The following is a 25122-nucleotide window of genomic DNA, read 5'->3' on the forward strand; positions in this document are numbered from 1 at the left end:
AACGATTTTTTCCTACGCGTACCGGTAGATGTGGGACACGTCCTCCAGGTCGTCCGGTGTCACGGTCCACGGCGGCAGCCGCTCGTGCCGGGCGACGATCCGCCGGTACTGGCCGCTGCCGCGGCCGGGCGGCATGGCCGGCAGATAGCGGTGGTCGCGATGGCGTCGCTGCCACTGGGTCCACTGCATGTCCACGAAAGCGTGGTGCAGCCAGAAGACGGGGTCGTTGACGGAGGCGCCGCCGAGCATGGCGCCCCCGACCCAGCGGTGCACCCGGTTGTGGTTGCGCCAGGACTCCGGGCCGCGGCCCCACCCCTCCAGCTTGTTGCGGAAGCCCTTGCCGACCGTGGAGTTCCAGGGCGCGACGTCGTACACGGGGTCGTCCAGCGCCTGTTCCAGATCGGCCTTGGTCGGCAGGCCGATCGGTCTGCGCGAGCGGCCCAGGTCCCGGGTGAGGAAGTCGCCCGCGGTGACGCCCGCCCTGATGGTCCAGTTGCCCGTCGCGTGGGCGAACGGCCCGGTCATCACCCGCCGGTCGCCGGGCCGCCCGTTGCCGCCGAGCAGATCGCCGGTCCACGGCGTCGAGTTGGTCCCGCGATCCGTAGTCCAGTCCCAGTACGGCACCGTCACCGAGTCGTCGACGCGGCGCAGCGCCTCCTCCAGGTCCAGCAGGAACCTGCGGTGCCAGGGCAGGAAAGAGGGCGTCATATGGGCGGCGCGCAGGCCCCGGTCGCCGTCCCCGACGAAGTGCGCGATGTGCAGCCGTACGAACTCGTCGTACTCGCCCCGCCGTTTGATCACGAGCAGTGCGTCGATGAACCGCCGACGCTCGGTGCGCGTCAGCCTGCTCACGTTCTTACGCACGTACACCATGCTGTGCCTCCTCGTGCGGATGTCCGCCGCCGAACGGCCCGGGAGCCAGTCGGCGCAGCCGCTCGCGAGGCCCTAGTTCGTCGACGGCCGCACGGGTCGCCTCCAGCGGAGTCCCGTACCAGCTGTAGTGGTCGACCATGCTCAGCCAGGTGCCGTCGGCCCGGCGCATCAGATGCAGCGGCCGGCCGTCCACGGTGACGTGCCAGGCGACGTCGAGGGCGCTGAGGCCGCTGTGGGAGACCGGAGTGCCCTGGATACGGCGGCCGCGATAGGTCTCGTCGAAGGGACCGCCGCTTCCGCCGCTTCCGCCGGGCGGCCGGTCGGCGGACCGCGAGGGCCGGGACGCGGTGATCACGGGGGCGATCGCCAGAGCGGTCGAACCCAGGATCAGCCGCGCCGCCTCCCGCCGCGTCCACGCCCGTGACCCGCTGCCCGCGGGGGCGTCCGGGCCCGGGACCCCGCCCACCGAGACCCCACCTGCGCTGACGGCCATCGCTCACTCCTCGTACGGTTCGGTGTTCGTACGAGTAGCAGTTCAAGGCGCCGAGCCGTCAGCACCGAGCCATCCGTACGGCCGTGTCGCCCCGGGTGCAGCAATGGTCAGCTTGTCCAGAAGTCCCACCAGCGGGTCAGGATCAGCATGCCGACGATGCCGATGTGCAGCACCGGCAGCACCCAGGTGAACTCGTCGAAGAAGGACCGCACCGGACGCGGCGCGGGCAGGAAGCCGGCCCGTACGACGAGGGACGTCACGTACCAGAACAGCGGGATCGTGCCGAGCCAGGCCAGACAGCACCACAGGCACAGCGCGTTGATCCGGTACAGCGACTCGAACTGGAGCCAGGAGACGAACCCGACCCCGAACAGACAGCCGGCCGCGAACGTCAGCCAGTACCAGCGCGGGAAGGTGACCCCGGTCAGCAGGCTCACCCCGACGCAGATCACGATGCCGTAGGCCACCAGGCCGAGCATCGGGTTGGGGAACCCGAAGGCCTCGGCCTGGTCGCTCTCCATCACGCTGCCGCAGGACACCACCGGGTTCAGACTGCAGCCCGGGGTGAAGTCGGGGTCCTCGAGGAGCTTGAACTTGTCGAGGGTGATGACCCAGGAGGCCACCAGTCCGGCCGCCCCGCAGACCACCAGGAGCAGGGCGAACGCCCGGCTGCCACCGGCACGTGAGTTAGGGACCACCGCGCGACCTTATCGGCGGCCCGAAGCTCGCTCCGGCCAGCGCTCACCCGACCGGCCGACGGCTCACGGACCCTCCGCCCGAACGGAGGATCCGGACGGCGCTCTCAGCGGTAGACGCGCAGATGCTCGACGTCGAAGGTGATCGGGTCCGGGCCGCAGGGCGCCGGGTGGTGCTCACCCGCGCTCAGCGACAGGTTCAGGATCAGATACGCCGACCAGTCCTCACCCACGCCGGTGCCGTCGGCGAAGACGCGCTCGCCGTTGACGAACCACTCCACGCACCGGGCGCCGTAGCGGGTGCCGATGGTCACCCAGCGGCCCGGGGCGACCGCGCCCGCGTCGGTGAAGCAGGTCGCCGCACGGTTGACGTGGTTGGACAGCTCCAGCAGGTGCGGGTTGTCCGGGTGGTACTCGAAGCTGTCGACCTCGTTCGCGCCGTCCTTCCAGGTCCACAGCGCCGGCCAGGCCCCCGTTCCCGAGGGCAGCCGGACGCGGGTCTCGACGAGGTCGCCGGTCCGCACCCGGAAGCCCTCGTCGGAGTACTCGGTGGTGAGCAGCCCGGTGCGCCAGGCCGGCCGGCCGTTCTCCAGGGTGCGTCCGTCGGGGGTGGCGGTGAAGGTGGCCACGCCGTCCGAGACGGTCACACAGCCGGGGTCGAGCCGGTCGAGCTTGTTGTCGTCCGGGTTGTGGTCGCCGTAGCGGAAGGCGCTGGTGCGGTCGCCGACCCAGCGGGCGCCCCAGGCGAGGGGCGCGTCGAACTCCTCCGCCCAGACCGGTGATCCGGCGGGGGGCGGGGGCGGCGCGGCACCGGCCGTGAGCCTGTCGATGAGGGAACTGAATTTCATATTTCCCATCATCCGGACCAGCTGCCAATCCCTCCGAATGCCTCTGCGCATTGCATTCTTCACCCCTGCGACTTTCATGCGTATGGAGTAGCGCGTCGCTTTTACAGTGCCGATTTACTGCTATGTTCTCCAACCGTTGGATCAGAGGTACTTTCAAGCGAGGTGAAGCATGAAGAAGGCAGTTTTCACCACTGCGGCGTTGGCGATCGGTGCGGGTCTTGTGGGTGGGTCAGCGGCTGCGGCGTCGGCCGCGACGGAGGGTTCGGGGATCTCCACCAGCCCGCTCGGCCTCGTGTCGCCGGCCAAGGTGAGCCCGGCGGTCGGCCCGGCTGCGGATGTGGTGACGGGGCTGGCCCGAGACGGACGGCTCGCCAATGGCAGCGGATTCGAAAAGCGGAAGCCGGGAGAGCTGATGTCCGGCGTCTACCTGGACGGCATGGACCCGAGCGCCGCCCGGAAGCCCACGATTCCGGTGGAGAACCCGGTCGGCACCGGCTCCGTACAGGTCCGCCCGCTGAAGGCGCCGACCGCCGCCGGACTCGGCACCATGCTCCCCAACAAGTGACGACCTGGCAGCCTTACGAGTCGGCCGTACCGGTGAAAGCCGGTCATGGAATTTTGAGACTCTGATCCGGTTCTCGACGGCCGGATACCGTCGGCAGGCCCGGACGCTGGATCCAGACCCGCAGTTCCAGCTCCGCACACGGCAGCCGTACGAGCACACCGACCCCGTGAACCATCGTCTGGCCCACCGGCCCTCCCCTCGCCGGTGGGCCAGACGCATGTCGTCGTCCAGCCGTCCGGAATCAATTTGATTGCGCCATCCGATGGAACCTGCCCGCGTTTGAATGTCCGCACCGTGACTTATGCCTGCATATACGGGTTTCCTTTTCGTAAGCGTGCGCAACCGTGAATTCAGGAAGGAACCGAGTTGCCCAAGAAGTTCGCGGTCATCACAGCCCTCGCCCTCAGCACCGTCGTCGCCGGAGCCGGCATCGCCTCCGCCGGCGGTAACGGCGGCGGCAACGGCGGGAACGGCAGCCCCACGACCGTCAAGGGTGGTGAAGACTTCTCGTCGGGCCCGCACGTCATGACGGACTCGCCAGCAGTCGTCAACGTCAACGGCAATGTCGTCGACGCTGCCTGTGTCCTGCCGTGGGCCAACGGAGCCGCCGGTATCGCGGGCGTCCTCGCGAAGAACCCGCGCTATGTCGCGTGCAACGCCGACAAGGTCGACCAGTCGCACGACGGCGAGTACATCAGCGGTCTGCTCTGACCCCTGCACCGAGCAATTCGGAACAGACAAACCCCAAACGCAGCCCGGAAAGGCTCAACTCATGCGCAAGAAGGTTACGGCCCTCTCCGCCCTCGCCGCGGGCCTCGTCCTCGCCACCGGCGGCACCGCCGCGGCCGACGACCCCATCACGGCCAAGGGCGGCAAGGACTTCTCGACGGGTCCGCACGTCATGACGGACTCGCCCGGCCTCGTCAACGTGAACGGCAACCTCGTTTACGCTCCCTGCGCCGTGCCGTGGCACAACGGAGCCGTCCTCGGCCTCACCCTGGCGAAGAACCCGCGCTATGTCGCGTGCAACGCCGACAAGGTCGACCAGTCGCACGACGGCGGGTACTACAGCGGTCTGCTCTGATCTCCGCACCGAGCGATTCGGAACAGACAAACCCCAAACGCAGCCCGGAAAGGCTCAACTCATGCGCAAGAAGGTTACGGCCCTCTCTGCCCTCGCCGCGGGCATCGTCCTCGCCACCGGCGGCACCGCCGCGGCCGACGACCCCATCAACGTCAAGGGCGGCAAGGACTTCTCGACGGGTCCGCACATCATGAAGGACTCGCCCGGCCTCATCAACATCAACGGCAACCTCATCTACGCTCCCTGCGCCGTGCCGTGGCACAACGGAGCCGTACTCGCCGCCACCATCCCGGCGAACTCGCGCTACTCCGCCTGCGCCGCCGACAAGGTCGACCAGTCGCACGACGGCACGTACCTCGGCGGCATTGTGTCCTGAACGTACTTCGCCGATGGCGGTCCGCCGGATACCCGGTGGACCGCCATCAGTGTTTCCACGCCCCCCGCGCAAAAGCCGTGGGCCCTGTCCGCATCGGGGAGCGGACAGGGCCCACGGCTTCATGAAGCGCCAGCACGGAGGAAAGAGCGCCCATTCACACGGATCAACGGCGGCGGCGCGTCCCCGGTCACCTCGAATCGTCCGTTCGGGCCAACGGCGTGGAAAATCAGACTTGGTCACACAAACCGAGGGGCCGGCTCCTCGAATGCGGAGCCGGCCCCGGTCGTCGAGCCGATGGGCGACGAAGTCACCTGTTGAGCGGAAGCCCACCGAGCAGCCGGCCGTCCGTGGGGTTCGGCAGGGTGCCGCCGAAGACCGGGGTCTTGACAACACCCTGATCCTGGACGCCCTTCTTCACCTTGTCCGCCGTGTGCTTGACATTGTTGCCCACGTATCCGGTCGGCGCCTTGGTGGCATTGGGAAGGCTACGGGCGACCGTCTTACCGTTCTCCACGAGGCCGCGCCCCGGCATGTCCACCGCGGAGGCGGGAACAGCGGCGCCGGCGATGGCGAGCGAGCCGGCGACAACGGCAGCAGCCTTCAGGTTCTTCATCGTATTCCTTCCAGGTAAATCCGGTCTTCGTTCTCCGGGACCAACGAGAACGGGACCACCGGGGAAACTCCGCGGCCGTCAAGTTCCAGGAACTCATACGAAAAGACCCGTTGTGCCGGCAACGGGGCCGGCACAACGGGTCGGGAGGATCGGGCGACGGCTTCGCCTGCGGCGGTCAGGCGGCGGGCTGACCGCTGTCGGCCTGGGAGGCGACCGCGACGTTCACGAGGGACTTGAGAACGTCGTCCGCGGTGGCGTTCACCTCCTCCGCGGACACGGTGGAGGTGAGCGCGGTCAGCAGGGCACCGAGCGTCTCGCCGAGGGTGCCGAGAGCGTCCCCGAGGAGGTTCACCGGCAGGATGGACGCCGGCTTGGTCTCCGCTGCCTCCGTCCCGGTCGTCTCGGCCGTTGTCTCGGCCGCGTCCTCGGCCGCATCCTCAGCGTTTGTCACCGCCGCGGCGGCGAGCGCCTCCTTCTTGGCCGCCTCGATCTCCTGTCTGGCGGTCTCGATCTCCTTCAGGGCCTCGTCGATCTCCATCCGGGTCTCGGCGAGGGCGTCCTTGCGGTCCTGCTCGGCCTCCTTCAGAACTTCTTCGATCTCCTTCTTGGCCTCGGCGACGGCGTCGGCGAGTTCCCTCGCCTCCTCCGCGCTGAGCGGGTCGTCGTCGGCCTTGAGCGCTCTGTCCAACAGGTGCGCCACCGGGGTCATTGCGGTGCCCTGACCGGCCTGGGCCCGGTGCTCGATCGCGGTGCGCCCGGCGTCGGGCGCGGCGGCGAGCGCGGGTGCGGCCGCCGTGCCCAGCAGGAGTGCCGCGCCCAGGACGGAGGTGGCGAGGTGACGGGTGGTCGTTGAAGGCATGGAGTTCCCCTCGGATCGAGTTTTCGGATCGTGCGATCACCGTTAAACCGGCACGGCTCGCCCGCAACCGCTCACCACTCCGAACGGACCATTCTGAAAACCACACCGGACGGCGACTCCGAACGGGTGGTCCCTCGCGGGAAACAACCCGGGAAACGCTGCCGCTCCAACACTGTTGACCGGATAGAAGATAAATATGGATAAGTGGCTGGTACTGCTTATCTGCTGAACCCACGAAGCCGGTTGAAGCGCAGACCCTCTCGAACAGGCGCGGGATCTTATCTCGGGAACGCGAGCCACACATCGTGTTACTGGTTCGGACTCATTTCTTCGGAAGGGCAGCTTCGGTCATGCGCATCGCGCCGCACATCCTGCATGTCGCCCAGCCCGTCGAGGGGGGTGTAGCGCGGGTCGTGACGGATCTGGCCGCGGCACAACTCGCCGCGGGGCTGCGGGTGACCGTGGCCTGTCCGAGAGGCGGCACGCTGGCGTACGACGTACGCGCGCTGGGCTGCCGGGTCGTGCGCTGGGACGCGACCCGCTCGCCGGGGTTCCGGCTCCCGGGTGAAGTACGGCGGCTGTCGCAGCTGGTGCGCAACGTGCGGCCGGACCTGGTGCACGCGCACAGCGCGAAGGCCGGACTCGCGGCCCGGCTCGCGGTGCGCGGCACCCTCCCCACCGTCTTCCAGCCGCACGCCTGGTCGTTCGAGGCCGCCGACGGATCCGTCGCCCGGCTGGCGCTCGCCTGGGAGCGGTTCGGGACGCGCTGGGCGAAGCGGGTGCTGTGTGTGAGCGAGGCCGAACGGCGTACCGGATACCGGGCCGGCATCTCCGCCCGCTGGCATGTGGTCCCCAACGGTGTCGACACCGACCGGTTCCGCCCGGAAGGGGACAGCGCACGGTCCGGGCCGGGGCCGCTGGTGGTGTGCGTGGGACGGCTGTGCCGGCAGAAGGGCCAGGACGTGCTCCTGCGGGCCTGGCCCGAGGTGGAGCGGCAGGTGGCCGGGGCACGGCTGGTGCTCGTCGGTGACGGGCCGGACCACGGGCGGCTGCGCGCGTCGGCGCCCGCGTCGGTGCGGTTCGCCGGCGGGACACCGGACGTCGCCGTCTGGTACCGGGCCGCCGATGTCGTGGTCCTGCCGTCCCGCTGGGAGGGCATGGCGCTCGCCCCGCTGGAGGCCATGGCGTGCGGCCGGCCGGTCGTCGTCACGGACGTGGACGGGGCCGCCGAGAGCCTGCCGCCCGCCCTTCGGCCGGACTGCCTGGTGCCCGCGGAGGACCCCGGGGCACTCGCGCGGGCGCTCACGGCACTGCTGCGGGACGAGCCGCTGCGCACGGCGCTCGGCGCACAGGGCCGTGCGCATGTACTCCACGCGCACGACCTGCGGCAGACCACGGACGCGGTGACCGACGTGTACCGCGAGCTGCTCGGCCTCACCACCGCGCAGATCTCCGGTTCCGACGAGGGCAGAAAGTGCAGCGCCACATGACCGCGGAAAGTACTGTCGCCTCGCCTGCGGGGCCGCAGGCCCCTCGGGGCGCCGTGTCCGTCCTCGCGCCGCGCGGCCAGGTCGCGGGGCGCCGGGGCGGCGCCGGGCGGGGAGCCCGCCGTCCGCGCCCGGCAGCCCGCAGCTTCAGGACCTCGCTGTGGCTCGTCGACGGCGGCGCGGCCCTGCTGGGGGCACTGGCCCTGCCGGCGCCGCACAGGTATCCGCCGGTCGTCGCGCTGCTCGCGCTCGGTGTGCTGTGGCTGAACCGGAGGGCCGCCCTCTACGACACCTCCGCCGTGATCGGCGTACTCGACGAACTGCCCGCCGTCTGCGGCCGGATCGCCGTCGGCTGGGCCGCCGTCGCGGCGCTGTCCCCGCTGGGGTCGGTCCCGGTGGCCGTGCTGGTCGCCGTGGTCGCCGTGCACTGCGCGGCGGCCTGCGCCGGGCGCGCGGCGGTGCACGGGCTGCGGCGCCGGGCGTTGCGGCGCCGGCCCGGTCGGGCCCTGGTGGTCGGTCCGCTCGCGGCGACCCGGCGGGTGTCGGCGGCGCTGCTGCGCCAACCGGCCTGCGGGGTACGGCCGGTGGGCCTGGTCGCCGACGACCCGGAGGTCCTCGGCGAGGGGGACGACGAGCTCGGGCTGCCGGTGCTGACCACCGCGCTGGAGGCACGGCGGGCGGTCGTCCGGGACGGGGTGCGCACGGTCCTCGTGGTGGGGGCCGCGACCCGGGTGGAGAAGGCGGCCGTCCTGCGGGCGCTGGCCACGCACGGCTGCGCGCTGTGGGAGCTGGACGCGGACACGCCGTCGTACGGCACGAGCGGGCACCGTCCGGGGGCCGGTCATCTGGCCGGGTTCTCCCGCAGGTTGCTGCGGCCGCAGGGCGGGCGGCGGCACGGCAGCGGGGGCAAGCGGGTGCTCGACGTACTGCTCTCCGGCGCGCTGCTGGTGCTGGCCGCGCCGGTCCTGCTGACCTGTGCGCTGGTGCTGCGGATCATGGACGGGCCGGGCGTGGTGTTCCGGCAGGAGCGGATCGGCAAGGACGGGCGGCCGTTCACGATGCTGAAGCTGCGTACCCACCGGCCCGCCAGCGCGCACGAGGCGGCGACCCGCTGGAGCGTGGCGAACGAGCAGGACATGAGCCGCTTCTGCCACTTCCTGCGCCGCACCTCGCTGGACGAGCTGCTGCAGCTGTGGAACGTCTTCCGCGGCGACATGAGCCTGGTCGGCCCCCGGCCCGAACGGCCCTTCTTCGTCGCCGAGTTCAGCCAGGCCCACCCCGGCTACCCGGCCCGGCACCGGATGCGGACCGGGATCACCGGGCTGGCCCAGATCCACGGGCTGCGCGGTGACACCTCGATCGAGGACCGGTGCCGCTACGACAACGCCTACATCGACAACTGGTCGCTGTGGCAGGACATCTGCATCCTGCTGCGCACGGCGGCCCAGTTCGTACGGCCGACAGGGAGCTGAGCACCGGTGAGCACTTCCACGACGGCCCCGGCCCGGCCCGCACTCGCGCTGCCGTCGCCCGCGCTGCGCGCGGTCCGCTCGCTGCGGCCCGTCCTGTCCGTGCTGCCCGTCATGGCCGTCGTAGTCCTGCTGGGGCTGCCGGTGGCACCGGGCGGCGCCGTGACTCCCGCCGACGCGGCCTCCGCGCTGGTCGTGCTGTGGGCCGTCGTGGACACCGTGCTGCGGGCGCGGCGACCGCTGTCGCGGACCGCCGCGGTCGTGTTCGGGCTGCCGGTGGTGGGTATCGCGGTCGCCGCGGCGGGTGCGGCCACCGCCGCCGACGCGGTCAGCGGACTGGGCCGGTATCTCCAGGTGTTCGTGATCGTCCCGGTCGCCGTGATGCTGCTGGTGCGCGACCGGCGCCAGGCCCGGCTGCTGTTGTGGGCCCTGATCGGACTCGCCCTGTGGCAGGGGGCGATCGGGGTGAAGCAGTACCTCACCGGGACCGGGGCGTCGTATCAGGGTGCCTTCATCCGGGCGGTGGGCACGTTCGGGCCGTCCGACGTGATGGGCATGGCCACCGTCGTCGCGCTCGGCATGGTGGCCGCGACCGGGCTCGCGCTCGCGGCGCGGGAGTGGCGGCAGCAGCTCGTGGCGGCCGGGTGTGCGCTGGTCCTGCTGGTGCCGCTCGCGCTGTCCTTCAGCCGGGGCGCCTGGATCGCGACGGCGCTGGCCTGCGGGGCGCAGCTGGTGATGGCCGGGGTGCGGCGGGCGGCGAAGGTGCTCGCCGCGGTCGTCGCGGTCTCGGTGCTGCTGGTCGGCGGGCTCGGCGTGGGTATGACGGCGCTGCAGGAACGGCTGACCAGCATCACACAGGTCACCGACGCGCCCGACCAGTCGGTGATCGACCGCTACACCATGTGGGCGGCGGCGGCCGGGATGTGGCGCGAGCACCCGGTGAGCGGCGTGGGGCTGAAAGCCTTCCCGGCGTACCGGGACGGCCATGCCTCGCTCGCGCTGTCGTCGGGCAGCGACACGGAAGGGCCGGGCCAGGCCTACCGCCGCCAGCCGCTCCTCTCCCCGCACAACATGTATCTGCTGGTTCTCAGCGAGCAGGGCATGCTGGGCCTGGTCACGCTCGCGGGCAGCTGGCTGGCGCTGCTGGTGTGCGTGCTGCGCCGGCTGCGGCGCCGCGGCGGACGCGCCCGGGACTGCGCGCTGCCGGTCTGCGGACTGCTGCTGTGGCAGCTCGTCAACTTCCTCTACGCCGACATCGGCGGCCCCTCCACGATCCTCACGGCCATCTGCTTCGGCCTGGCCGCCTGGTGGGGGCTGGCCCACGACGAGCCGCCGGCCCCGGTCACGACGCGGGCCCCGGCCACGGCCCCGGAACCGGCGCCGACCGCCACGTCGGGAGCGCGATGAGCCCCGGCCCGGCGACGACCGAGGACGCGCACGCGCCCACCCGGACCACGCCTCCCGCCCAGACCGCCCAGATCACGCCTCCCACCCCGAGCGCCCCAACCGCGCCTTCCGCCCCGAGCAACCCGAGCAACCCGAGCAACCCGAGCAACCCGAGCAACCCGAGCAACCCGACCGCGCCTCCCGCTGCGGCCACCCCGAGTGACGCAGCCGCCCCCGGCACCGCGGTCACCCCGGGTGGCGCGGCCGACCCGGGTGACGCGGCCGACCCGGGTGGCGCGGCCGACCCCGGCACCGCGGTCGCCCCGGGTGACGCGGCCACCCCGAGTGACGCAGCCGACCCCGGCACCGCGGTCACCCCGGGTGGCGCGGCCGACCCGGGGTACGGGGTGCGCCCCGCGTCGGCCGCCGTCCCCCAGAACCCTCCGGCCGCCCACCGCCCCAGCGCCCCCACCCGGCGCTTTCTCGCGCGGGCGACCCTGCTGTCCGCCGCGCTGTCGATGGCGGGTGCCCTGCTCGGGCTGGGGCGGGATCAGGCGCTGGCGCAGCTGTTCGGGGCGGGGGCGGAGAGTGATGCCTTCCTGGTGGCCTGGACGGTGCCGGAGATGGCGTCGACGCTGCTGATCGAGGACGGCATGGCGTTCGTGCTGGTGCCGGCGTTCAGTGTGGCGCTGGCGCGTCGGGCGGCCCGGGAGCCCGACTCCCCCGACCCCGTGCGGGCCCTGATCGCCGCCTCGCTGCCGCGACTGTGCCTCGCGCTCGCCGGTACCGCGGCCCTGCTCGCCGCGGGCGCGCCGCTGCTGGTCTCGCTCCTCGCGCCCGGCCTCTCCGACCCGTCCCTGGCCGTCTCCTGCACCCGGCTCACCGCGACCTGCGTACTGAGCTTCGGCCTGGCCGGCTACTTCAGCGCGGCCCTGCGCGCTCACCGCACCTATCTCGCGCCGGGCGCCATCTACATCGCGTACAACCTCGCGATCATCACCGCGATGTTCGCCCTCGGCGCGCGCTGGGGCGTACAGGCCGCCGCGTTCGGGGTCGCGCTCGGCGGATGTCTCATGGCCGTGGTCCAGGCACCGCCGCTGTGGCGGCGCATCGCCCGGCACCCCGGCCGGTCGGCGCAGGTCCAGGCACCCCCGCACGACGAGGGGGACGGTGGCAGGACCGTGGCGTTCGGGCTGGTCTGCGCGGTGCTGCTGTTCGCGCTGTGCCGGCAGTCGCAGGTCCTCATCGAGCGGTACTTCGCCTCCGGGCTGCCCGCCGGGTCGATCTCGCATCTCAACTACGCCCAGAAGGTCGCGCAGTTGCCGATGTCGCTGTCGATGATGGTGTGCGTCGTCACCTTCCCGGTGGTGGCGCGGGCCATCGCCGAGGGCGACACCCGGCGGGCGACGGAGCGGGTCGAGCGGGATCTGGCGCTGATGGCCTGTCTGGTGCTGGTCGGTGCCGCCGTGGTGGTCGCCGGGGCGCCGCAGATCGTCCGACTGCTGTTCGAGCGCGGGGCGTTCACCGCCGAGGACACCGCGGCCACCGCCGCTGTGATGCGGGTGTACGCGCTCGGGCTGCTCGGGCAGACGCTGGTGGGGGCGCTCGTGCGGTCGTACTTCTCCACGGGCCGCACCACCTGGTTCCCGCTGGGCGCGATGGGCGCGGGCGCGCTCGCGACCGCCGGCCTCAGTCTGTGGGCCGTGGACCCCTGGGGCGCGCGCGGCATCGCCGCGGCCAACGCGGCCGGCATCACCCTCACCGCCCTGCTCCTGCTGCTCGGGCTGGGGCCGCGCGCCGTGCCCGTGAGCGTCCGCCGGGTCGTCGCCGAACTGTCCCGGCCGGTGCGCGCGGCCGTCTGCGCCACCGGCGCCGGGCTGCTGTGCGCGCGGCAGTTCGACTCCCCCGCGGCCTCCGTCGCCGTCTGCTGTCTGAGCGTGACCATCGTCTTCCTGCTGCTGGCCCGGTTCCTCGACGCGGCCGGCGCCCGCTCCCTCCTGCTTCCTGTCACGCAATCCGTCCGTAGCTCCGTCACACGAAGGCTTCGCCATGGTCGCTGACATCACCGCCGCGCCCCCCGCGGCCGAACCGCTCCCCGCCCCGGACACGGAGGGCCGCCCGAAGCGGCGGCCCTCCGCCTGGGTGGCCATGTACCACTCCGTCTCGAACTGCCCGGAGGACCCGTACGACATCACCGTCACCCCCGGACGGCTGGAGAGGCAGTTCGCCTGGATGGCCGCCCGCGGCCTGCGCGGGGTGAGCGTGCGCGAGCTGCTCGACGCGCGCGCCCTCGGCCTGGAGCGCGGCCTGGTGGGGCTCACCTTCGACGACGGGTACACCGACTTCGTCACCACCGCCCTGCCCGTGCTGCAACGCTGGGGCTTCACGGCGACCGTGTTCGTGCTGCCGGGGCTGCTCGGCGGCGAGAACTCCTGGGAGCAGAGCGGCCCGCGCAAGGCCCTGCTCGACACGGACGGCATCCGCTTCGCCGCGGACGCGGGCATGGAGATCGGCTCCCACGGGCTGTCCCACATCGACCTGACCAAGGCCCTCGACGACGAACTGCACGCCGAGGTCGCCGAGAGCAGGTACCGGCTCGCCGAGCTCACCGACGAGGACGTCGAGGGCTTCTGCTACCCGTACGGTCATGTCGACGAGCGGGCCATCGACGCCGTACGCAGCGCCGGGTACCGCTACGGCTGTGCGATCACCCCCGGCCCAGCCGGCTCCGGCGACTTCGCGCTGCCGCGCATCCACATCGGCGAGGCGGACTCCTCGATCCGGCTGGAGCTGAAGCGCCGGCTGGCCTGGGTCTACGGACGCGCACTGGAGTCCGTGTGAAAGCCCTGCACGTCATCACCGGCCTCGGCGTCGGCGGAGCCGAGCAGCAACTGCGGCTGCTGCTGCGGCACCTGCCCACGCAGTGCGACGTGGTGACCCTGACCAACCCGGGCGCGGTCGCCGAGGGCCTGACCGCCGACGGGGTGAGCGTCACCCACCTCGGCATGACCGGCAACCGCGACGTGGCGGTCCTCCCCCGGCTGACCCGGCTGATCCGCGACGGCGGATACGACCTGGTGCACACCCATCTGTACCGGGCCTGTCTCTACGGCCGGATCGCGGCGCGGCTCGCGAAGGTCCGGGCCGTCGTCGCCACCGAGCACTCGATCGGCGCGACCCGGCTGGAGGGCCGGCCGCGCACCGCGGGCGTGCGCGGGCTGTATCTGGCCGGTGAGCGCCTCGGCCACACCACGGTCGCCGTCTCCCCGACGGTGGCCGAACGGCTGCGGCACTGGGGCGTGCCCGGGCAGCGCATCCGCGTCATCCCCAACGGCATCGACGCGCCGCGCTTCCGCTACGACGCCGCGCGCCGCAGTCGGGCCCGGACGTTCCTCGGGCTGCCCGAGGACGCGTTCGTCGTCGGCGGGGTGGGGCGTATGACGCCGGGCAAGCGTTTCGACCTGCTGGTGCGGGCGCTGGCGCTGCTGCCCGGCGACGTATGGCTGTTGCTGGTGGGCGGTGGGCCGGAGGAGGACGTGCTGCGGCGCACCGCACGCGATCTGGGCGTCTCGAACCGGGTGCTGCTGACGGGCGAGCGGCCCTGTCTGCCGGACCCCAACGACCATGCGCCCGACCTCATCGACCTGCTGTCCGCGATGGACGTGCTCGGCTCGCCCTCCCCGGAGGAGTCGTTCGGGCTGGCCGTGGTGGAGGCGCTGGCGGCCGGGCTGCCCGTGCTGTACGCGAGCTGTCCGGCCGTCGAGGACCTGCCGCCGGGTGCGGCGCCCGGTGCCCGGCGGATCACGGGCGGCGCCGGGGCGTACGCGCGCGAACTGCTGCGGCTGCGGGCCGCGGGCCCCGGCGAGCGCAGTGCCCCGGACGCCGTGCGCCGCTATGACATCGCGGCCACCGCACGGCAGCTGATGGATCTGTACACGGCCGCTCTGTCCGGCTCGAACCTGGAAGCGAGTTCCTCATGACAGACAATCCCGCTGGGCGTGACCAGCTGTTCGACGGTGCGCGGGCCAGGCGTCTGCCCTCGTGGTGGTGGCTGCCGGCCGGCGCGCTGATCGGAGTCGTGGCCGGTGGTGCCTACGGCCAGCTGCGGCCCCCGCAGTACACGGCGACCAGTTCCGTCGTCGCCGTGCCCAACGGCAGGACCGACGCGGACTGCACCGACGCGCTCGGTTTCGCGCAGGCGTACGGCCGGGTGGCCAAGCAGCTCGCGGTGCTCGGCGACGCGCAGGTGTGGGCGGGTGTGCCCGCCTCCAAGCTGCGCGAGAGCGTCGACGTCGCGACCTCCCCGGACGCGCCGATGGTCGCGATCTCGGCGACGTCGGCGAATCCCGGTCAGGCGGTGGACATCGCCAACGCCGTGTCCCGCGCACTGCTGACGCACGCGGACCACACCAAGGCGGACACCGGCATCAAGCTGGAGCGTCTGTCCCGTGCCGCGCGGCCCACCGAGCCGTCGTCCGCGTCCCCGGCGCTCGCCGCGCTCGTGGGCGGGAGCGCCGGCGGTCTGCTGGGCGGTCTCTCCCTGCTGGCCCGGCCGCGGCGGATCCAGGACGACGACGACACGGGCCGGGCGTCGGTCCCCAGTCCGGCGAATGCCGCCGACGCCCACGGAACGCTCGGGTGACGGCGCCCGGCCCGGCGCTCTCGGTCGAGGTGTGCACCGAGGAGCGCGCGTTCGCGGAGCTGGCCGGCCAGTGGGCGCGGCTGTACCGGGCGTGTCCGTCGGCGACGCCGTTCCAGAGCCACGCCTGGCTGCACTCGTGGTGGCTGTCGTACGGCGTCCCGGGCCGGCTGCGGCTCGTCCTGGTGCGCAGGGGCGACGAGTTGGTGGCGGCGGCCCCGATGATGCGGGTGCACCATCCGCTGCCGGCGCTGGTGCCGATCGGCGGCACCATCACCGACCTGTGCGATGTGCTCATCGACGACGCGGTGGCCGCGCCGGCCGCCGGTGCGCTCGCGGACGCGCTGGGCGAGCTGGCCCGCACGGCGCTGATCGACTTCCGTGAGGTGCGGCCGGGCGGCGCCATGGAACGGGTCTACCTGTGCTGGCGCGGTCCGCGGCGCCGGGTGCGTGACTCCGTGTGCCTGGAGCTGCCCGCGCTGCCCATGGCGGAGCTGGTCGGACGGTTGCCGACGCCGCGTGCCCGACGGATCCGCAGCAAGATCAACCTGCTCGGCCGGATCGGCGTCGAGTGGCGTTTCGTGGAGCACGAGGAGACCGGGGCCGCGCTGAACCGGCTCCTCGAACTGCACGGGCTCCAGTGGGCGGGCCGGCAGGTGTCGGCCGAGCATCTGCGGCCGCGGTTCCAGGAGCATCTGGTGCGGGCGGCGGCTTCGTTGACGCGGACCGGTGAGGCCGCGGTGACGGAGTTCCGGCTCGACGGCTCGGTGGTGGCGGTCAACACCATGCTGCTGTCCGGGGCGTTGGCGGGGATGTATCTGTACGGCTTCGATCCGCAGCTGCGGGGTCGCCGGGTGGACGTGGCGACGATGCTGCTGCGGGCGTGCGCCGACCACGCGGCCGCCGACGGACGCCGGGCGCTGAGTCTGCTGCGCGGCGACGAGCCCTACAAGCACCGCTGGTGTCCCGAGACGGTCTTCAACCAGCGCTTTCTGCTGGCGCGGCGCCGCACCCTGCCGCTGCTGGCGGCGGCCGCCGCCGAGGACGCCGCCCGGCGCCGGGCCAAGAAGGTGTTGCGCCGGGACTCCGCCGACGCGGTCACCGATGGTGCTGCGCCGGCTGAAGACACAAGGTGAGCGAGTCGCCGACCGGGTGCGCCGGCCCCTTCTCCAGGTCCACGGCCGTGCACTGCGGCAGCTCGGAGGGCATCGCGGTCGGGGTAGCCGGCTTCGGGTCCGGTTCCGGATCGGCGGGAGCGGAGGGCTCGGTCGGCGTGTTCGAGGTGGTCGAGGCGGGCGGGGCGGTCGGGGCGGTCACCGACGGCCCCGGCTGCGGCCGCGGCAGGTAGGGGGTGGACAGCAGCGCGCGGTACAGGGCGGAGGCCCGGGGGTTCTCGGAGCACAGCCACACGCCGTGCGGGCAGTAGTCGGTGATGGTGTTGTACAGCGGCTTGTGCTCGTCCATCCAGGCGAGCATGCGCAGCATGTACGTGACGTTGTCGCCGTTGCGGAACAGGCCCCACTCGGGATACGAGATCGGCTTGCCGTGCCATCGCGCGAACTCCACGTGGTGCCGCAGGCCGTAGGGCTCGGAGACCTGCTCGTCGAACCCGACCCCGTGCGGCTGGTCGTAGGCGTCCATGCCGATGATGTCGACGACGTCGTCGCCGGGGTAGCACTCGGGCCAGGGAATCGCGTCCGTGCCCCGGCTCGGCGCGAAGTCGAACCTGAACCGCTGTCCCTCGACCGAGCGCATGACCTCGACGATGCGCCGCCAGTACTGCTTCCAGCTGTCCGGGTCGGGGCCGCAGCGGTGGGTGTAGGTGGTGCCGTTCATCTCCCAGCCGAGCACGATGACCGTGTCCGGCACCCCCAGATCGACCAGCCGCTCGGCCAGCACCGCGAAGTGCTCGTCGAAGGCGCCGGCCGCCGCGTGCCGCAGCAGTCCGCGCACGGCCGGGTCGGGGACGTTCTCCTCGTTGTGTTCCATCATCGGCACGTTGAGCACGAGCATCCGGTCGGCCTTGGCGCGCCGCCACTCGGCCCAGCTGTCGAGGAAGCCGTGCGCGCCCTCGATGTTGTCCCACCGGTCCCCCGGCAGATAGGTGTGCCCGACGCGCGGCTCCTGGCCGCCCAGCCAGCGGCTGAGCTCCTGCATGCGCTGCACCCCGGCGGCTCCGTAGTGCAGGTACGCGCCGAACGCGGGCGCGCCCTGGGGTGAGTGGGCACCGCCGGGAGGTGGCGGGGACGCGGTCGGCGCGGGGCGACGCGGATCGGGCCGGGACGTGATGTCGTCCGCGAGGGCCGTGCCGGACGCGAGGGCCGCCGAGGCGACGACGACGGCGGTGAGGAACGCCGGTCCTGCGGGGGCGGACCTGCGTCGGTCACGGGCCATACGTCCTCCTTGGCGCTGTGGTGCGCTCCGGTGCGCTCCTCTCCCTTAGTGATAGGTAGTCATATCCGCCCCGGCCGCACCATCCCAGTGCGGCCGAACGGGCCGTCAGCTGCCGTACAGCGTCGCGATCTCGTCGGCGTACACCCTGGTCACCGCGTGCCGCTTGACCTTCAGGGACGGGGTGAGCATGCCGTTGTCCTCGCTGAACTCGCCCTCGACCAGGACGAACGCACGGATCGACTCGGCCCGGGAGACGGCCTCGTTGGCGTAGTCGACGGCCTTCTGGACGTCGGCGCGCATCCGGGGGTCGCGGATCACCTCCGACAGGGCCGTGTCGGCGGGCAGCTTGCGTACGGCGAGCCAGTGGGTCACGGCCTCCGGGTCGAGGGTGATGAGGGCGCCGATGAAGGGGCGGTTGTCGCCGACGACCAGGCACTGGCCGATCGGTGAGCGGCTGCGCAGGCGGTCCTCCAGGACGGCCGGGGAGACGTTCTTGCCGCCGGAGGTGACGAGGATGTCCTTCTTGCGGCCGGTGATGGTGAGGTAGCCGTCCTCGTCGAGGGAGCCGAGGTCGCCGGTGGCGAACCAGTCGTCCCGCAGGACGGCGTCGGTGGCGGCCGGGTTGTTCCAGTACGAGCCGAAGACGATGCCGCCCTTGATGAGGACCTCGCCGTCGTCGGCGATGCGGACGGCGGTGCCGGGGACGGGGCGGCCGACCGTGCCCGGGCGGGGCTTCAGCGGCGGGACGATGGTGGCGGCGGCCGTCGTCTCGGTCAGGCCGTAGCCCTCGTAGACGATGATGCCGGCGGCGTAGAAGAACAGGTTGAGGTTGCGGTCCAGGGGTGAGCCGCCGCTGATGGCGTAGCTCATGCGGCCGCCGAGTTCCTTGCGGACGCGGCGGTAGACCAGCAGGTCGTACAGGGCCCAGGCGGCGTAGAGGCCGAGTCCGGGGCCTTTGCCCGTGCCGAGGAACTTGTGCAGGTACGCCTCGCCGAAGCGGACGGCGACGCGGTCGGCGCGGTCGAAGGAGGCGGCGCGGCCCATCTTCTCGGCGGTGGCGCGACCGGTGTCGTGGATCTTCTCGAAGAGATACGGACGCCGACGAGGAAGGTGGGGCGGAACTCCCTGAGCGCCGGGCGCAGTTCGTCGGGCTTGATGCTCGGGCAGTGGCCGATCTCGATCCGGGCCATCAGACAGGCGATCTGCAGGCTGCGGCCGAGGATGTGGGCGAGGGGGAGGAACAGGAGGGTCGAGGCGGTCTGCCGGGTGACCTCCTTGAAGATCGGGTGGAGCAGCTCGACCGTGTTGGCCGCCTCGGCGTGGAGGTTGGCGTGGGTGAGGACGCAGCCCTTGGGTCTGCCGGTGGTGCCGGAGGTGTAGCAGACGGTCGCGATGGTGTCCGGGGTGAGGGCGCCACGGCGCTTGGTGACCTCGTCGTCGGGCAGGTGCCGGCCGAGTGCGGTGAGGGCGCCGAGGGCGTCCTCCTCATCCAACTGCCATACCCTCGGCCGCTGTCCGTGCCCTGCCGTGCCGGCCGCGACCGTCTCGGTGTTCTCCTTCGTCTCCGTGACGACATGGCGTACGCCCGAGTCGCGGACGATCCACTCGACCTGGTCCGCGGAGGAGGTGGCGTAGATCGGGACGGTCTGGCCGCCGGCGGCCCAGATGGCGAAGTCCAGGACCGTCCACTCGTAGCGGGTGCGTGACATCACGGCCACCCGGCCGCCGGGTTCGAGCCCGGCGGCGATCAGTCCCTTGGCCACGGCGGTGACCTCCCCGGCGAAGGCGGTGGCGGTGACGGGGTGCCAGGTCGGGTCACCGCCCTGCCTGCGCCGCAGAACCACGGCATCGGGCGCCTCGGCGGCGTTGACGTACGGGAGATCGGCGGTGGTGCCGGAGGCCGAGGGCGGGGCGAGCGGCGGTGTCCGGGCCTCCCGGACGACCCCCTGCTCGTCCTTGACGATCTCGACGCCGGCCCGCGCCATCAGATCGCTCCGCCGCTTCGCCCGCTTCAGATCCTTGCGTACGCCCATGTCGGCTCCCGTGCCAGTCGGACTTACCGGGGAGTCAACTTACTCACGCGTAGTCGAAGGTCAATGCTTATGACACCGCTCGGTCCCGACCCGTGAGGTCGCCGGCCCGGTGGATGGCGTCGGCCAGGTCGCGCACGTCCTTGTCCTCGGTCGTGCTCGCCAGTTCGTCCGCGTGCTCGGCCAGTTCGCCGAGGTGCGAGGAGCCGGGCAGTGCGCTCCAGCGATCGTCCCCGAGCCGCAGCGCGTCGGCGAAGTACGCGGCCGTGGCCGTGACCTGGAAGCGGGTGCTCGCACTCCAGACGGAGTCCTGGAGGGATCCGCTCTCCAGCCGCCCGGACTCCTCGTGCGGAGCCCGCGTCCTCGGGTCCAGCCAGCGCACGCTCGCCGTGGCGAGGTGCCCCTCGGTGCCGGGCTTGGTGCGCACGGCGTACAGGGCCGTCACCGTGTGGCCGGGGCCGACCTCGCCGCCGTCGACGCTGTCGTCGCGGAAGTCCTCGTCGGCGACCTGCCGGTCGTCGTAGCCGATGAGCCGGAACTCGGAGACCGTCGCCGGGTCGAAGGCGATCTGGGCCTTGGCGTCGCGGGCGGTGAGGTCGATGTTGCGCGGGAGGTCCTCGCAGAAGACCTCCCGGGCCTCTTCGTCGGTGGATACGTAGGCCGTGTGGCCGTCGCCCTTGTCCGCCAGGCGTTCCATCAGGGCGTCGCCGTAGTCGCTGCCGACGCCCACGCCGAAGAGGGTGATGCCGTGTTCGCGGCGTTCGGACGCGATGCGTTCGAGGATGGTGTCCGCGTCGGTGTCGCCCGTGTTGGCCAGGGCGTCGGAGACCAGGACGACCCGGTTGGTGGCGCCTTCGCGCAGGCCGTCCTCCGCCGTCTCGTAGCCCGTCTCCACGCCCGCGCCGAGGTTGGTGGAGTCGGTGGGTTCCAGGCTGTCGATCGCGTCGTGGACCTCGTCCCGGTGGTCGCCCAGGCGCGTCATCGGCAGCACCCGCTCCGCCTCGTCGCTGAAGGTGACGATCGCGACCGAGTCGTCGTCGCGCAGCCGGTCCGTCATCACGCCGAGGGACTTCTTGGCGAGGTCGAGGCGGCCGGGCTCGGCCATGGAGCCGGAGATGTCGATGACGAAGGTCAGGGCGGCGGGCGGGCGTTCACCGGTGTCGGCGGCCGACCGGGTGGCGAGCCCCACGCGGACCAGGGACCAGTCCTCGCGCTCGGTGCGGGCGCCGTCGACGCTCACCGAGAAGCCGTTGCCGTCGGGACGGTCGTAGTCCTGGCGGAAGCTGTTGACGAACTCCTCGGGGCGGACCGTCGAGGGGTCGGGCAGCCGGCCCTCGGCGAGGGTGCGACGGGCGTAGCCGTAGGAGGCGGTGTCGACGTCCAGGGCGAAGGTGGAGAGGTAGTCGGGGGCCGGCGCGAACTCCCGGGACTCGGAGTCGGAGTCGTCGCCGTTCTTCTGCTCGCCCGTGCCACCGGTGCCGCCGCCGTTGCCGTAGCCGGGAGCGGGGGCCGGGCGGCCGGTGGGGTAGCTGCTGTTGTCCGCGGCCGAGTTGCCGCTGTCGCCCGCGCCGCAGCCGGTGAGCAGCAGCCCGGCCGCCGCGGTCAGCGCCAGCACCCCTCGTATGCGATGTGGGTCCATCTTCCGTGCCCCCTTGGTCCGTTGACGTCGACTTTCTGTGACTGTGACGGGCCAGGGGGCCGGAACGTGCGCTACGAAGCGTTGCGGATGAGTCTCGAATGAGGCACGGGAGGCGCCTGTCGAGACCGGTGGGTGATCTTCCGTTGACCTAGGACACGATGTCCTTGCGGGCGAAACCGCGGAAGGCCAGCGCGAACAGGACCAGGGCGTACGTTATGGAAATCGCCGCGCCCTGGATCATGCCGGACCACTCGGGAGTGGGCTGTACGGCGTCCGCCCAGGCGAACTGCCAGTGTGCGGGCAGGAAGTGCCGCCAGTCGCCGAGCGCGGTCACCGCGTCCAGGACGTTGCCGACGATGGTCAGGCCGACCGCGCCGCCGACCGCGCCGAGCGCGGCGTCCGTCTTGGTCGACAGCCAGAACGCGAGACCCGCGGTGACCAGTTGGGACACGAAGATGAACGCCACTATCACCACCAGGCGCTGCGCGGCGGTGCCGGTGCCGATCGAGCCGCCGGTGGGGATCTGCAGGGGTCCCCAGCCGTAGGCCGCGGTGCCGACGGCCAGCGCGACCACGGGCAGCAGGATCATCGCCGCCAGGCTGAGCCCGAGGCCCACCACCAGCTTGGACCACAGCAGCCGGGCCCGGGGCACGGGCGCCGCGAGCAGATAGCGCAGGGAGGACCAGCCGGCCTCCGAGGCCACCGTGTCCCCGCAGAACAGCGCGACGGGGATGACCAGCAGGAAGCCCGCGGAGACGAACAGGTTCACGGCGGCGAAGTTGGCGCCGGACGCCGTGGCCGTGTCCATCAGGGTGATCCGGTTGCCGCCGCCGTCCGGCTCACCGCCGATCGCGAACGCGGCGACCAGCACGAACGGCAGCACGGCCAGGATGCCGAACATGACCAGCGTGCGGCGCCGCTTCAGCTGCCGGATCAGCTCGACCCGCAGCGGCAGCGTGCGGCCCGCCCGGTAGCCGGAGGCGACCTCGGTGCGCTCGGTGAGCGTGCTCATGCGGAGCCTCCGATCAGGGTGAGGAAGGCGTCTTCCAGCCGGCGGTGCGGGCCGACGGACTGGACGGGCACTTCGAGGCGGACGAGTTCGGCGACCAGGCGCGTCGCACGGCCGTCGGCGGCCAGGCGGACCAGCAGGCCCTCGTCGGTGCGGATCGCGGAGGCGATGCCGGGCAGCGCCGCCACCTTCTCCACGACCGGCTCCTCGACGGGTTCGGCCGTGCCCACGAGCAGCGTGTCGCCGGAGCCGATGATCTCGCCGACCGGGCCCGCCTGCACGAGCCGGCCGCGGTCCATCACCACGAGGTGGGTGCAGGACTGCTCGACCTCCGCCAGGAGATGGCTGGAGACGATGACCGTACGGCCGGCCGCCGCGTAGCGGATCATCACCTGGCGCATCTCGCGGATCTGCGGCGGGTCGAGGCCGTTGGTCGGCTCGTCCAGGATCAGCAGGTCCGGCAGGCCGAGCATGGCCTGGGCGATGGCCAGACGCTGGCGCATGCCCTGGGAGTACGTGCGTACCGCGCGGGCCAGTGCGTCGCCGAGGCCGGCGATCTCCAGGGCCTCCTCCAGGTGGGCGTCCTCGGCCGGGCGGCCGGTGGCCTGCCAGTACAGTTCCAGGTTCTCCCGGCCCGACAGGTGCGGCAGGAAGCCCGCGCCCTCGACGAAGGCGCCGACCCGGGACAGGACGGGCGCGCCGGGGCGGATGGCGTGGCCGAAGACCCGGATCTCACCTGCGTCCGGCTTGATCAGGCCCATCAGCATGCGCAGGGTCGTCGTCTTGCCCGCGCCGTTCGGCCCGAGCAGCCCGAGGACCTGGCCCTTCTCCACGCGGTACGACAGGTCCCGTACGGCGTACCGGTCCTGCGAGCCCGCGTACCGCTTGCTCAGGTCGGTGATCTGGAGCGGCACCTCGGCCAGCGCGGGGTCGGGCGCCGAGGTGGCGGTGCGGCGGCGGGCCGTCAGCAGCAGGGCCAGGGCGACGCCCGCGCCGGCCAGCGGCAGCCACCACACCCAGGCCGGGAGCGGGGCGGCGGCGGTGCCCACGCCGGGCGCCGTCGGGACCGTCAGATCGCCCTTCAGGGCGACGGTGTACGTCGCCGGGGCGACCGGTGAGGCGTAGCCGAGGTCCGTGGAGGAGACGACCAGGCGCAGCCGGTGGCCGCTCTCGATGTCGTGGTCGACGGCCGGGAGCGTGAGCGTCACGTCCTTGCCGGCCTTGGCGTCCTCGACGCGCAGGGGCGTGACGAGCTGCGAGGGCAGCACCTGCTGCCTGCCGTCGGGGCCGACGTCGTAGACCTTGGCGAAGAGCACCGCGTCCTCGCCGGTCGACTTCACGTGCACGGTCGCCTTCGGGGAGCCGGTGATGCGCAGGTCGCCGGTGACCGGCGCCGACTCGAAGGCGGCGAACTGGCCGGGGAAGTCCAGGGACACCCCGACGCCGAGCGAGGACAACTGGGAGAGGCCGCCGGAGCCGCCGAGTCCGGGCAGGGCGGAGACGGCGGGCGGGCTGGCGCCGGCCGGGTTGGCGAAGCTCTGCTCGCCGCCGGTGAGGCGGAAGGACTCGGGGCCGCTCTCCAGGCCGGGGTAGGAGTCGGCGCTCGCGCCACGCAGCAGGGCCTGGCCGTCGGTGGAGTCGACGCCTCCGGTGCGGGTGACCCGGAAGGCGGGGCCGGTGTCGACGCCCTTGTCGTCCCTGAGGTACCGATCGAACCAGGACTTCACGCGGGCCTGGATACGGCCCGTCTCCATGTCGCCGCCGTCGTGGCCGCCGGAGATCCAGTCGACGTCGACGGGGGCGCCGTTTGCCTTGATCGCCTTGGCCGCCTGATCGGCCTGGCCGAGCGGGAAGAGGGAGTCGGACTGGCCCTGCATGAGGAGGGTGGGGACCTTGATGCGGTCGCCCACGGCCGACGGCGAACGTTCCTCCAGCATCTCGCGCGCCTGTGCGTCCGGGACGCCGGACTCGGCGACCCGGTCGTACATCGCGCAGATCTGCTTCTCGAACTTCTCGCAGCCGCCCGCCGAGTTGACGAAGATGCCCGCCCAGAGCTTCTTGAAGACGCCGTTCGGGAAGAGCGCGTCGGCGAGGTTCCAGTAGGTGATCGCCGGGGCGATGGCGTCCACGCGGTCGTCGTGGCCGGCGGCCAGCAGGGAGATCGCGCCGCCGTAGGAGCCGCCCGCCATGCCTACGCGCGGGTCGCCGGCCTTGTCGAGTTCGACCTGGGGCTGCTTCGCCAGCCAGTCCAGCAGCCGGGAGACGTCGGCGACCTCGCCCTTCGGGTCGTTCAGCCCGACCGCGCCGGTGGACTTCCCGAAGCCGCGGGCCGACCAGGTCAGCACCGCGTACCCGTCCCGGGCGAGGTCCTGGGCCTGCTGCCGTACGTCGTCCTTGCTGCCGCCGAAGCCGTGCGCCAGGAGGACGGCGGGGCGGCGGCCGCCCTCGGCGGCCGTGAAGTACGAGGTGTCGACGCGCACCCCGTCGCCCATGTCCATGACCCGGTCGGCGCGGCGCACCGCGGGCGCGTCGTCGTCGGCCGACGCGACAGTCCACGTACCGGCACCGGCTATGACGACGACAGCGGCCGCGGCGGCCAGCAGCCGCCGCGGCCCCCGTAGTGCGCGGAGCCCGGGCAATCGAAGATCCATGGTTCAACGGTA

General features: G+C 72.2%; 22 protein-coding genes and 1 pseudogene. 12 read left to right on the plus strand and 11 right to left on the minus strand.

Annotated features, from left to right (window positions below; translation table 11 throughout):
* Positions 1 to 12: 12 nt before the first annotated feature.
* From ACFPQ9_RS25360 to ACFPQ9_RS25375, 4 genes are all read right to left on the minus strand, one after another.
* Positions 13 to 873: a tyrosinase family protein gene (locus ACFPQ9_RS25360; protein ID WP_380857519.1), complete on the minus strand. Its 861-nt coding sequence runs from the start codon at positions 871 to 873 to the stop codon at positions 13 to 15.
* Positions 857 to 1366 (minus strand): tyrosinase family oxidase copper chaperone, encoded by a 510-nt coding sequence (locus ACFPQ9_RS25365; RefSeq protein WP_380857522.1) that lies wholly within the window; start codon positions 1364 to 1366, stop codon positions 857 to 859. The genes ACFPQ9_RS25360 and ACFPQ9_RS25365 overlap by 17 nt, the downstream gene beginning before the upstream one ends.
* Positions 1367 to 1473: 107 nt before the next feature.
* The gene (locus ACFPQ9_RS25370; protein ID WP_380857525.1) at positions 1474 to 2064 is read right to left on the minus strand and encodes a vitamin K epoxide reductase family protein; all 591 of its coding nucleotides are present in this window, start codon (positions 2062 to 2064) and stop codon (positions 1474 to 1476) included.
* A 104-nt stretch (positions 2065 to 2168) separates the two neighbouring features.
* Entirely contained in the window at positions 2169 to 2909 is a 741-nt protein-coding gene (locus ACFPQ9_RS25375; protein ID WP_380857528.1) for a beta-glucanase, read from the minus strand.
* Between the two features lie 169 nt (positions 2910 to 3078).
* Between ACFPQ9_RS25375 and ACFPQ9_RS25380 the strand changes: the two genes are divergently transcribed.
* The 4 genes from ACFPQ9_RS25380 (at position 3079) to ACFPQ9_RS25395 (ending at position 4934) form a co-directional block, all read left to right on the plus strand.
* A complete protein-coding gene (locus ACFPQ9_RS25380; protein WP_380857531.1) occupies positions 3079 to 3474 on the plus strand; it encodes a hypothetical protein in 396 nt (131 codons plus the stop codon).
* Positions 3475 to 3840: 366 nt separating this feature from the next.
* Positions 3841 to 4185, plus strand: a complete 345-nt coding sequence (locus ACFPQ9_RS25385; protein WP_380857534.1) for a hypothetical protein — start codon at positions 3841 to 3843, stop codon at positions 4183 to 4185.
* A gap of 61 nt (positions 4186 to 4246) precedes the next feature.
* Positions 4247 to 4558 carry a hypothetical protein gene (locus ACFPQ9_RS25390; protein ID WP_380857537.1) on the plus strand — a complete coding sequence of 104 codons (312 nt, stop codon included), beginning with the start codon at positions 4247 to 4249 and terminating at the stop codon, positions 4556 to 4558.
* A 61-nt stretch (positions 4559 to 4619) separates the two neighbouring features.
* The gene (locus ACFPQ9_RS25395; RefSeq protein ID WP_380857540.1) at positions 4620 to 4934 is read left to right on the plus strand and encodes a hypothetical protein; all 315 of its coding nucleotides are present in this window, start codon (positions 4620 to 4622) and stop codon (positions 4932 to 4934) included.
* A 307-nt stretch (positions 4935 to 5241) separates the two neighbouring features.
* Here the strand turns inward: ACFPQ9_RS25395 and ACFPQ9_RS25400 are convergent, their stop codons facing one another.
* Positions 5242 to 5547, minus strand: coding sequence for a hypothetical protein (locus ACFPQ9_RS25400; protein WP_380857542.1), 306 nt, complete (start codon positions 5545 to 5547; stop codon positions 5242 to 5244).
* Positions 5548 to 5722: 175 nt separating this feature from the next.
* Entirely contained in the window at positions 5723 to 6406 is a 684-nt protein-coding gene (locus tag ACFPQ9_RS25405; protein WP_380857545.1) for a hypothetical protein, read from the minus strand.
* A 350-nt stretch (positions 6407 to 6756) separates the two neighbouring features.
* Between ACFPQ9_RS25405 and ACFPQ9_RS25410 the strand changes: the two genes are divergently transcribed.
* Genes ACFPQ9_RS25410 through ACFPQ9_RS25445 form a run of 8 tightly spaced genes read left to right on the plus strand, consistent with a single transcriptional unit; the run spans position 6757 to position 16523 of the window.
* Positions 6757 to 7896 (plus strand): glycosyltransferase, encoded by a 1140-nt coding sequence (locus ACFPQ9_RS25410; protein WP_380857548.1) that lies wholly within the window; start codon positions 6757 to 6759, stop codon positions 7894 to 7896.
* The gene (locus ACFPQ9_RS25415; protein WP_380857551.1) at positions 7893 to 9365 is read left to right on the plus strand and encodes an exopolysaccharide biosynthesis polyprenyl glycosylphosphotransferase; all 1473 of its coding nucleotides are present in this window, start codon (positions 7893 to 7895) and stop codon (positions 9363 to 9365) included. The genes ACFPQ9_RS25410 and ACFPQ9_RS25415 overlap by 4 nt, the downstream gene beginning before the upstream one ends.
* Positions 9366 to 9371: 6 nt before the next feature.
* The gene (locus ACFPQ9_RS25420) at positions 9372 to 10769 is read left to right on the plus strand and encodes an O-antigen ligase family protein (RefSeq protein WP_380857554.1); all 1398 of its coding nucleotides are present in this window, start codon (positions 9372 to 9374) and stop codon (positions 10767 to 10769) included.
* Positions 10766 to 12808, plus strand: coding sequence for a lipid II flippase MurJ (locus ACFPQ9_RS25425; protein WP_380857557.1), 2043 nt, complete (start codon positions 10766 to 10768; stop codon positions 12806 to 12808). The genes ACFPQ9_RS25420 and ACFPQ9_RS25425 overlap by 4 nt, the downstream gene beginning before the upstream one ends.
* The gene (locus ACFPQ9_RS25430) at positions 12798 to 13589 is read left to right on the plus strand and encodes a polysaccharide deacetylase family protein (protein WP_380857560.1); all 792 of its coding nucleotides are present in this window, start codon (positions 12798 to 12800) and stop codon (positions 13587 to 13589) included. The genes ACFPQ9_RS25425 and ACFPQ9_RS25430 overlap by 11 nt, the downstream gene beginning before the upstream one ends.
* Complete coding sequence (locus ACFPQ9_RS25435) at positions 13586 to 14728, plus strand: glycosyltransferase (RefSeq protein WP_380857562.1); 1143 nt, start codon at positions 13586 to 13588, stop codon at positions 14726 to 14728. Before ACFPQ9_RS25430 ends, ACFPQ9_RS25435 begins: the two co-directional genes overlap by 4 nt.
* A complete protein-coding gene (locus ACFPQ9_RS25440; RefSeq protein WP_380857564.1) occupies positions 14725 to 15390 on the plus strand; it encodes a YveK family protein in 666 nt (221 codons plus the stop codon). Before ACFPQ9_RS25435 ends, ACFPQ9_RS25440 begins: the two co-directional genes overlap by 4 nt.
* Positions 15387 to 16523: a GNAT family N-acetyltransferase gene (locus tag ACFPQ9_RS25445; RefSeq protein WP_380857566.1), complete on the plus strand. Its 1137-nt coding sequence runs from the start codon at positions 15387 to 15389 to the stop codon at positions 16521 to 16523. Before ACFPQ9_RS25440 ends, ACFPQ9_RS25445 begins: the two co-directional genes overlap by 4 nt.
* On the opposite strand, the gene ACFPQ9_RS25450 is transcribed toward ACFPQ9_RS25445, so the two are convergent.
* The 5 genes and pseudogenes from ACFPQ9_RS25450 to ACFPQ9_RS25470 form a co-directional block, all read right to left on the minus strand.
* Positions 16486 to 17781, minus strand: coding sequence for a glycoside hydrolase family 26 protein (locus ACFPQ9_RS25450; protein WP_380857569.1), 1296 nt, complete (start codon positions 17779 to 17781; stop codon positions 16486 to 16488). The two genes, ACFPQ9_RS25445 and ACFPQ9_RS25450, sit on opposite strands and share 38 nt — an antisense overlap.
* A gap of 105 nt (positions 17782 to 17886) precedes the next feature.
* Positions 17887 to 19814: pseudogene (locus tag ACFPQ9_RS25455) on the minus strand (AMP-dependent synthetase/ligase).
* Positions 19815 to 19881: 67 nt separating this feature from the next.
* Positions 19882 to 21450: a vWA domain-containing protein gene (locus tag ACFPQ9_RS25460; protein WP_380857572.1), complete on the minus strand. Its 1569-nt coding sequence runs from the start codon at positions 21448 to 21450 to the stop codon at positions 19882 to 19884.
* Between the two features lie 148 nt (positions 21451 to 21598).
* On the minus strand, positions 21599 to 22462 hold the full coding sequence (locus ACFPQ9_RS25465; protein ID WP_380857575.1) for an ABC transporter permease: 864 nt from the start codon (positions 22460 to 22462) through the stop codon (positions 21599 to 21601).
* On the minus strand, positions 22459 to 25110 hold the full coding sequence (locus ACFPQ9_RS25470; RefSeq protein ID WP_380857578.1) for a CocE/NonD family hydrolase: 2652 nt from the start codon (positions 25108 to 25110) through the stop codon (positions 22459 to 22461). The genes ACFPQ9_RS25465 and ACFPQ9_RS25470 overlap by 4 nt, the downstream gene beginning before the upstream one ends.
* Between the last annotated feature and the right edge of the window lie 12 nt (positions 25111 to 25122).

The organism is Streptomyces coerulescens (assembly GCF_042657965.1).
Lineage (GTDB): Bacteria > Actinomycetota > Actinomycetes > Streptomycetales > Streptomycetaceae > Streptomyces > Streptomyces coerulescens.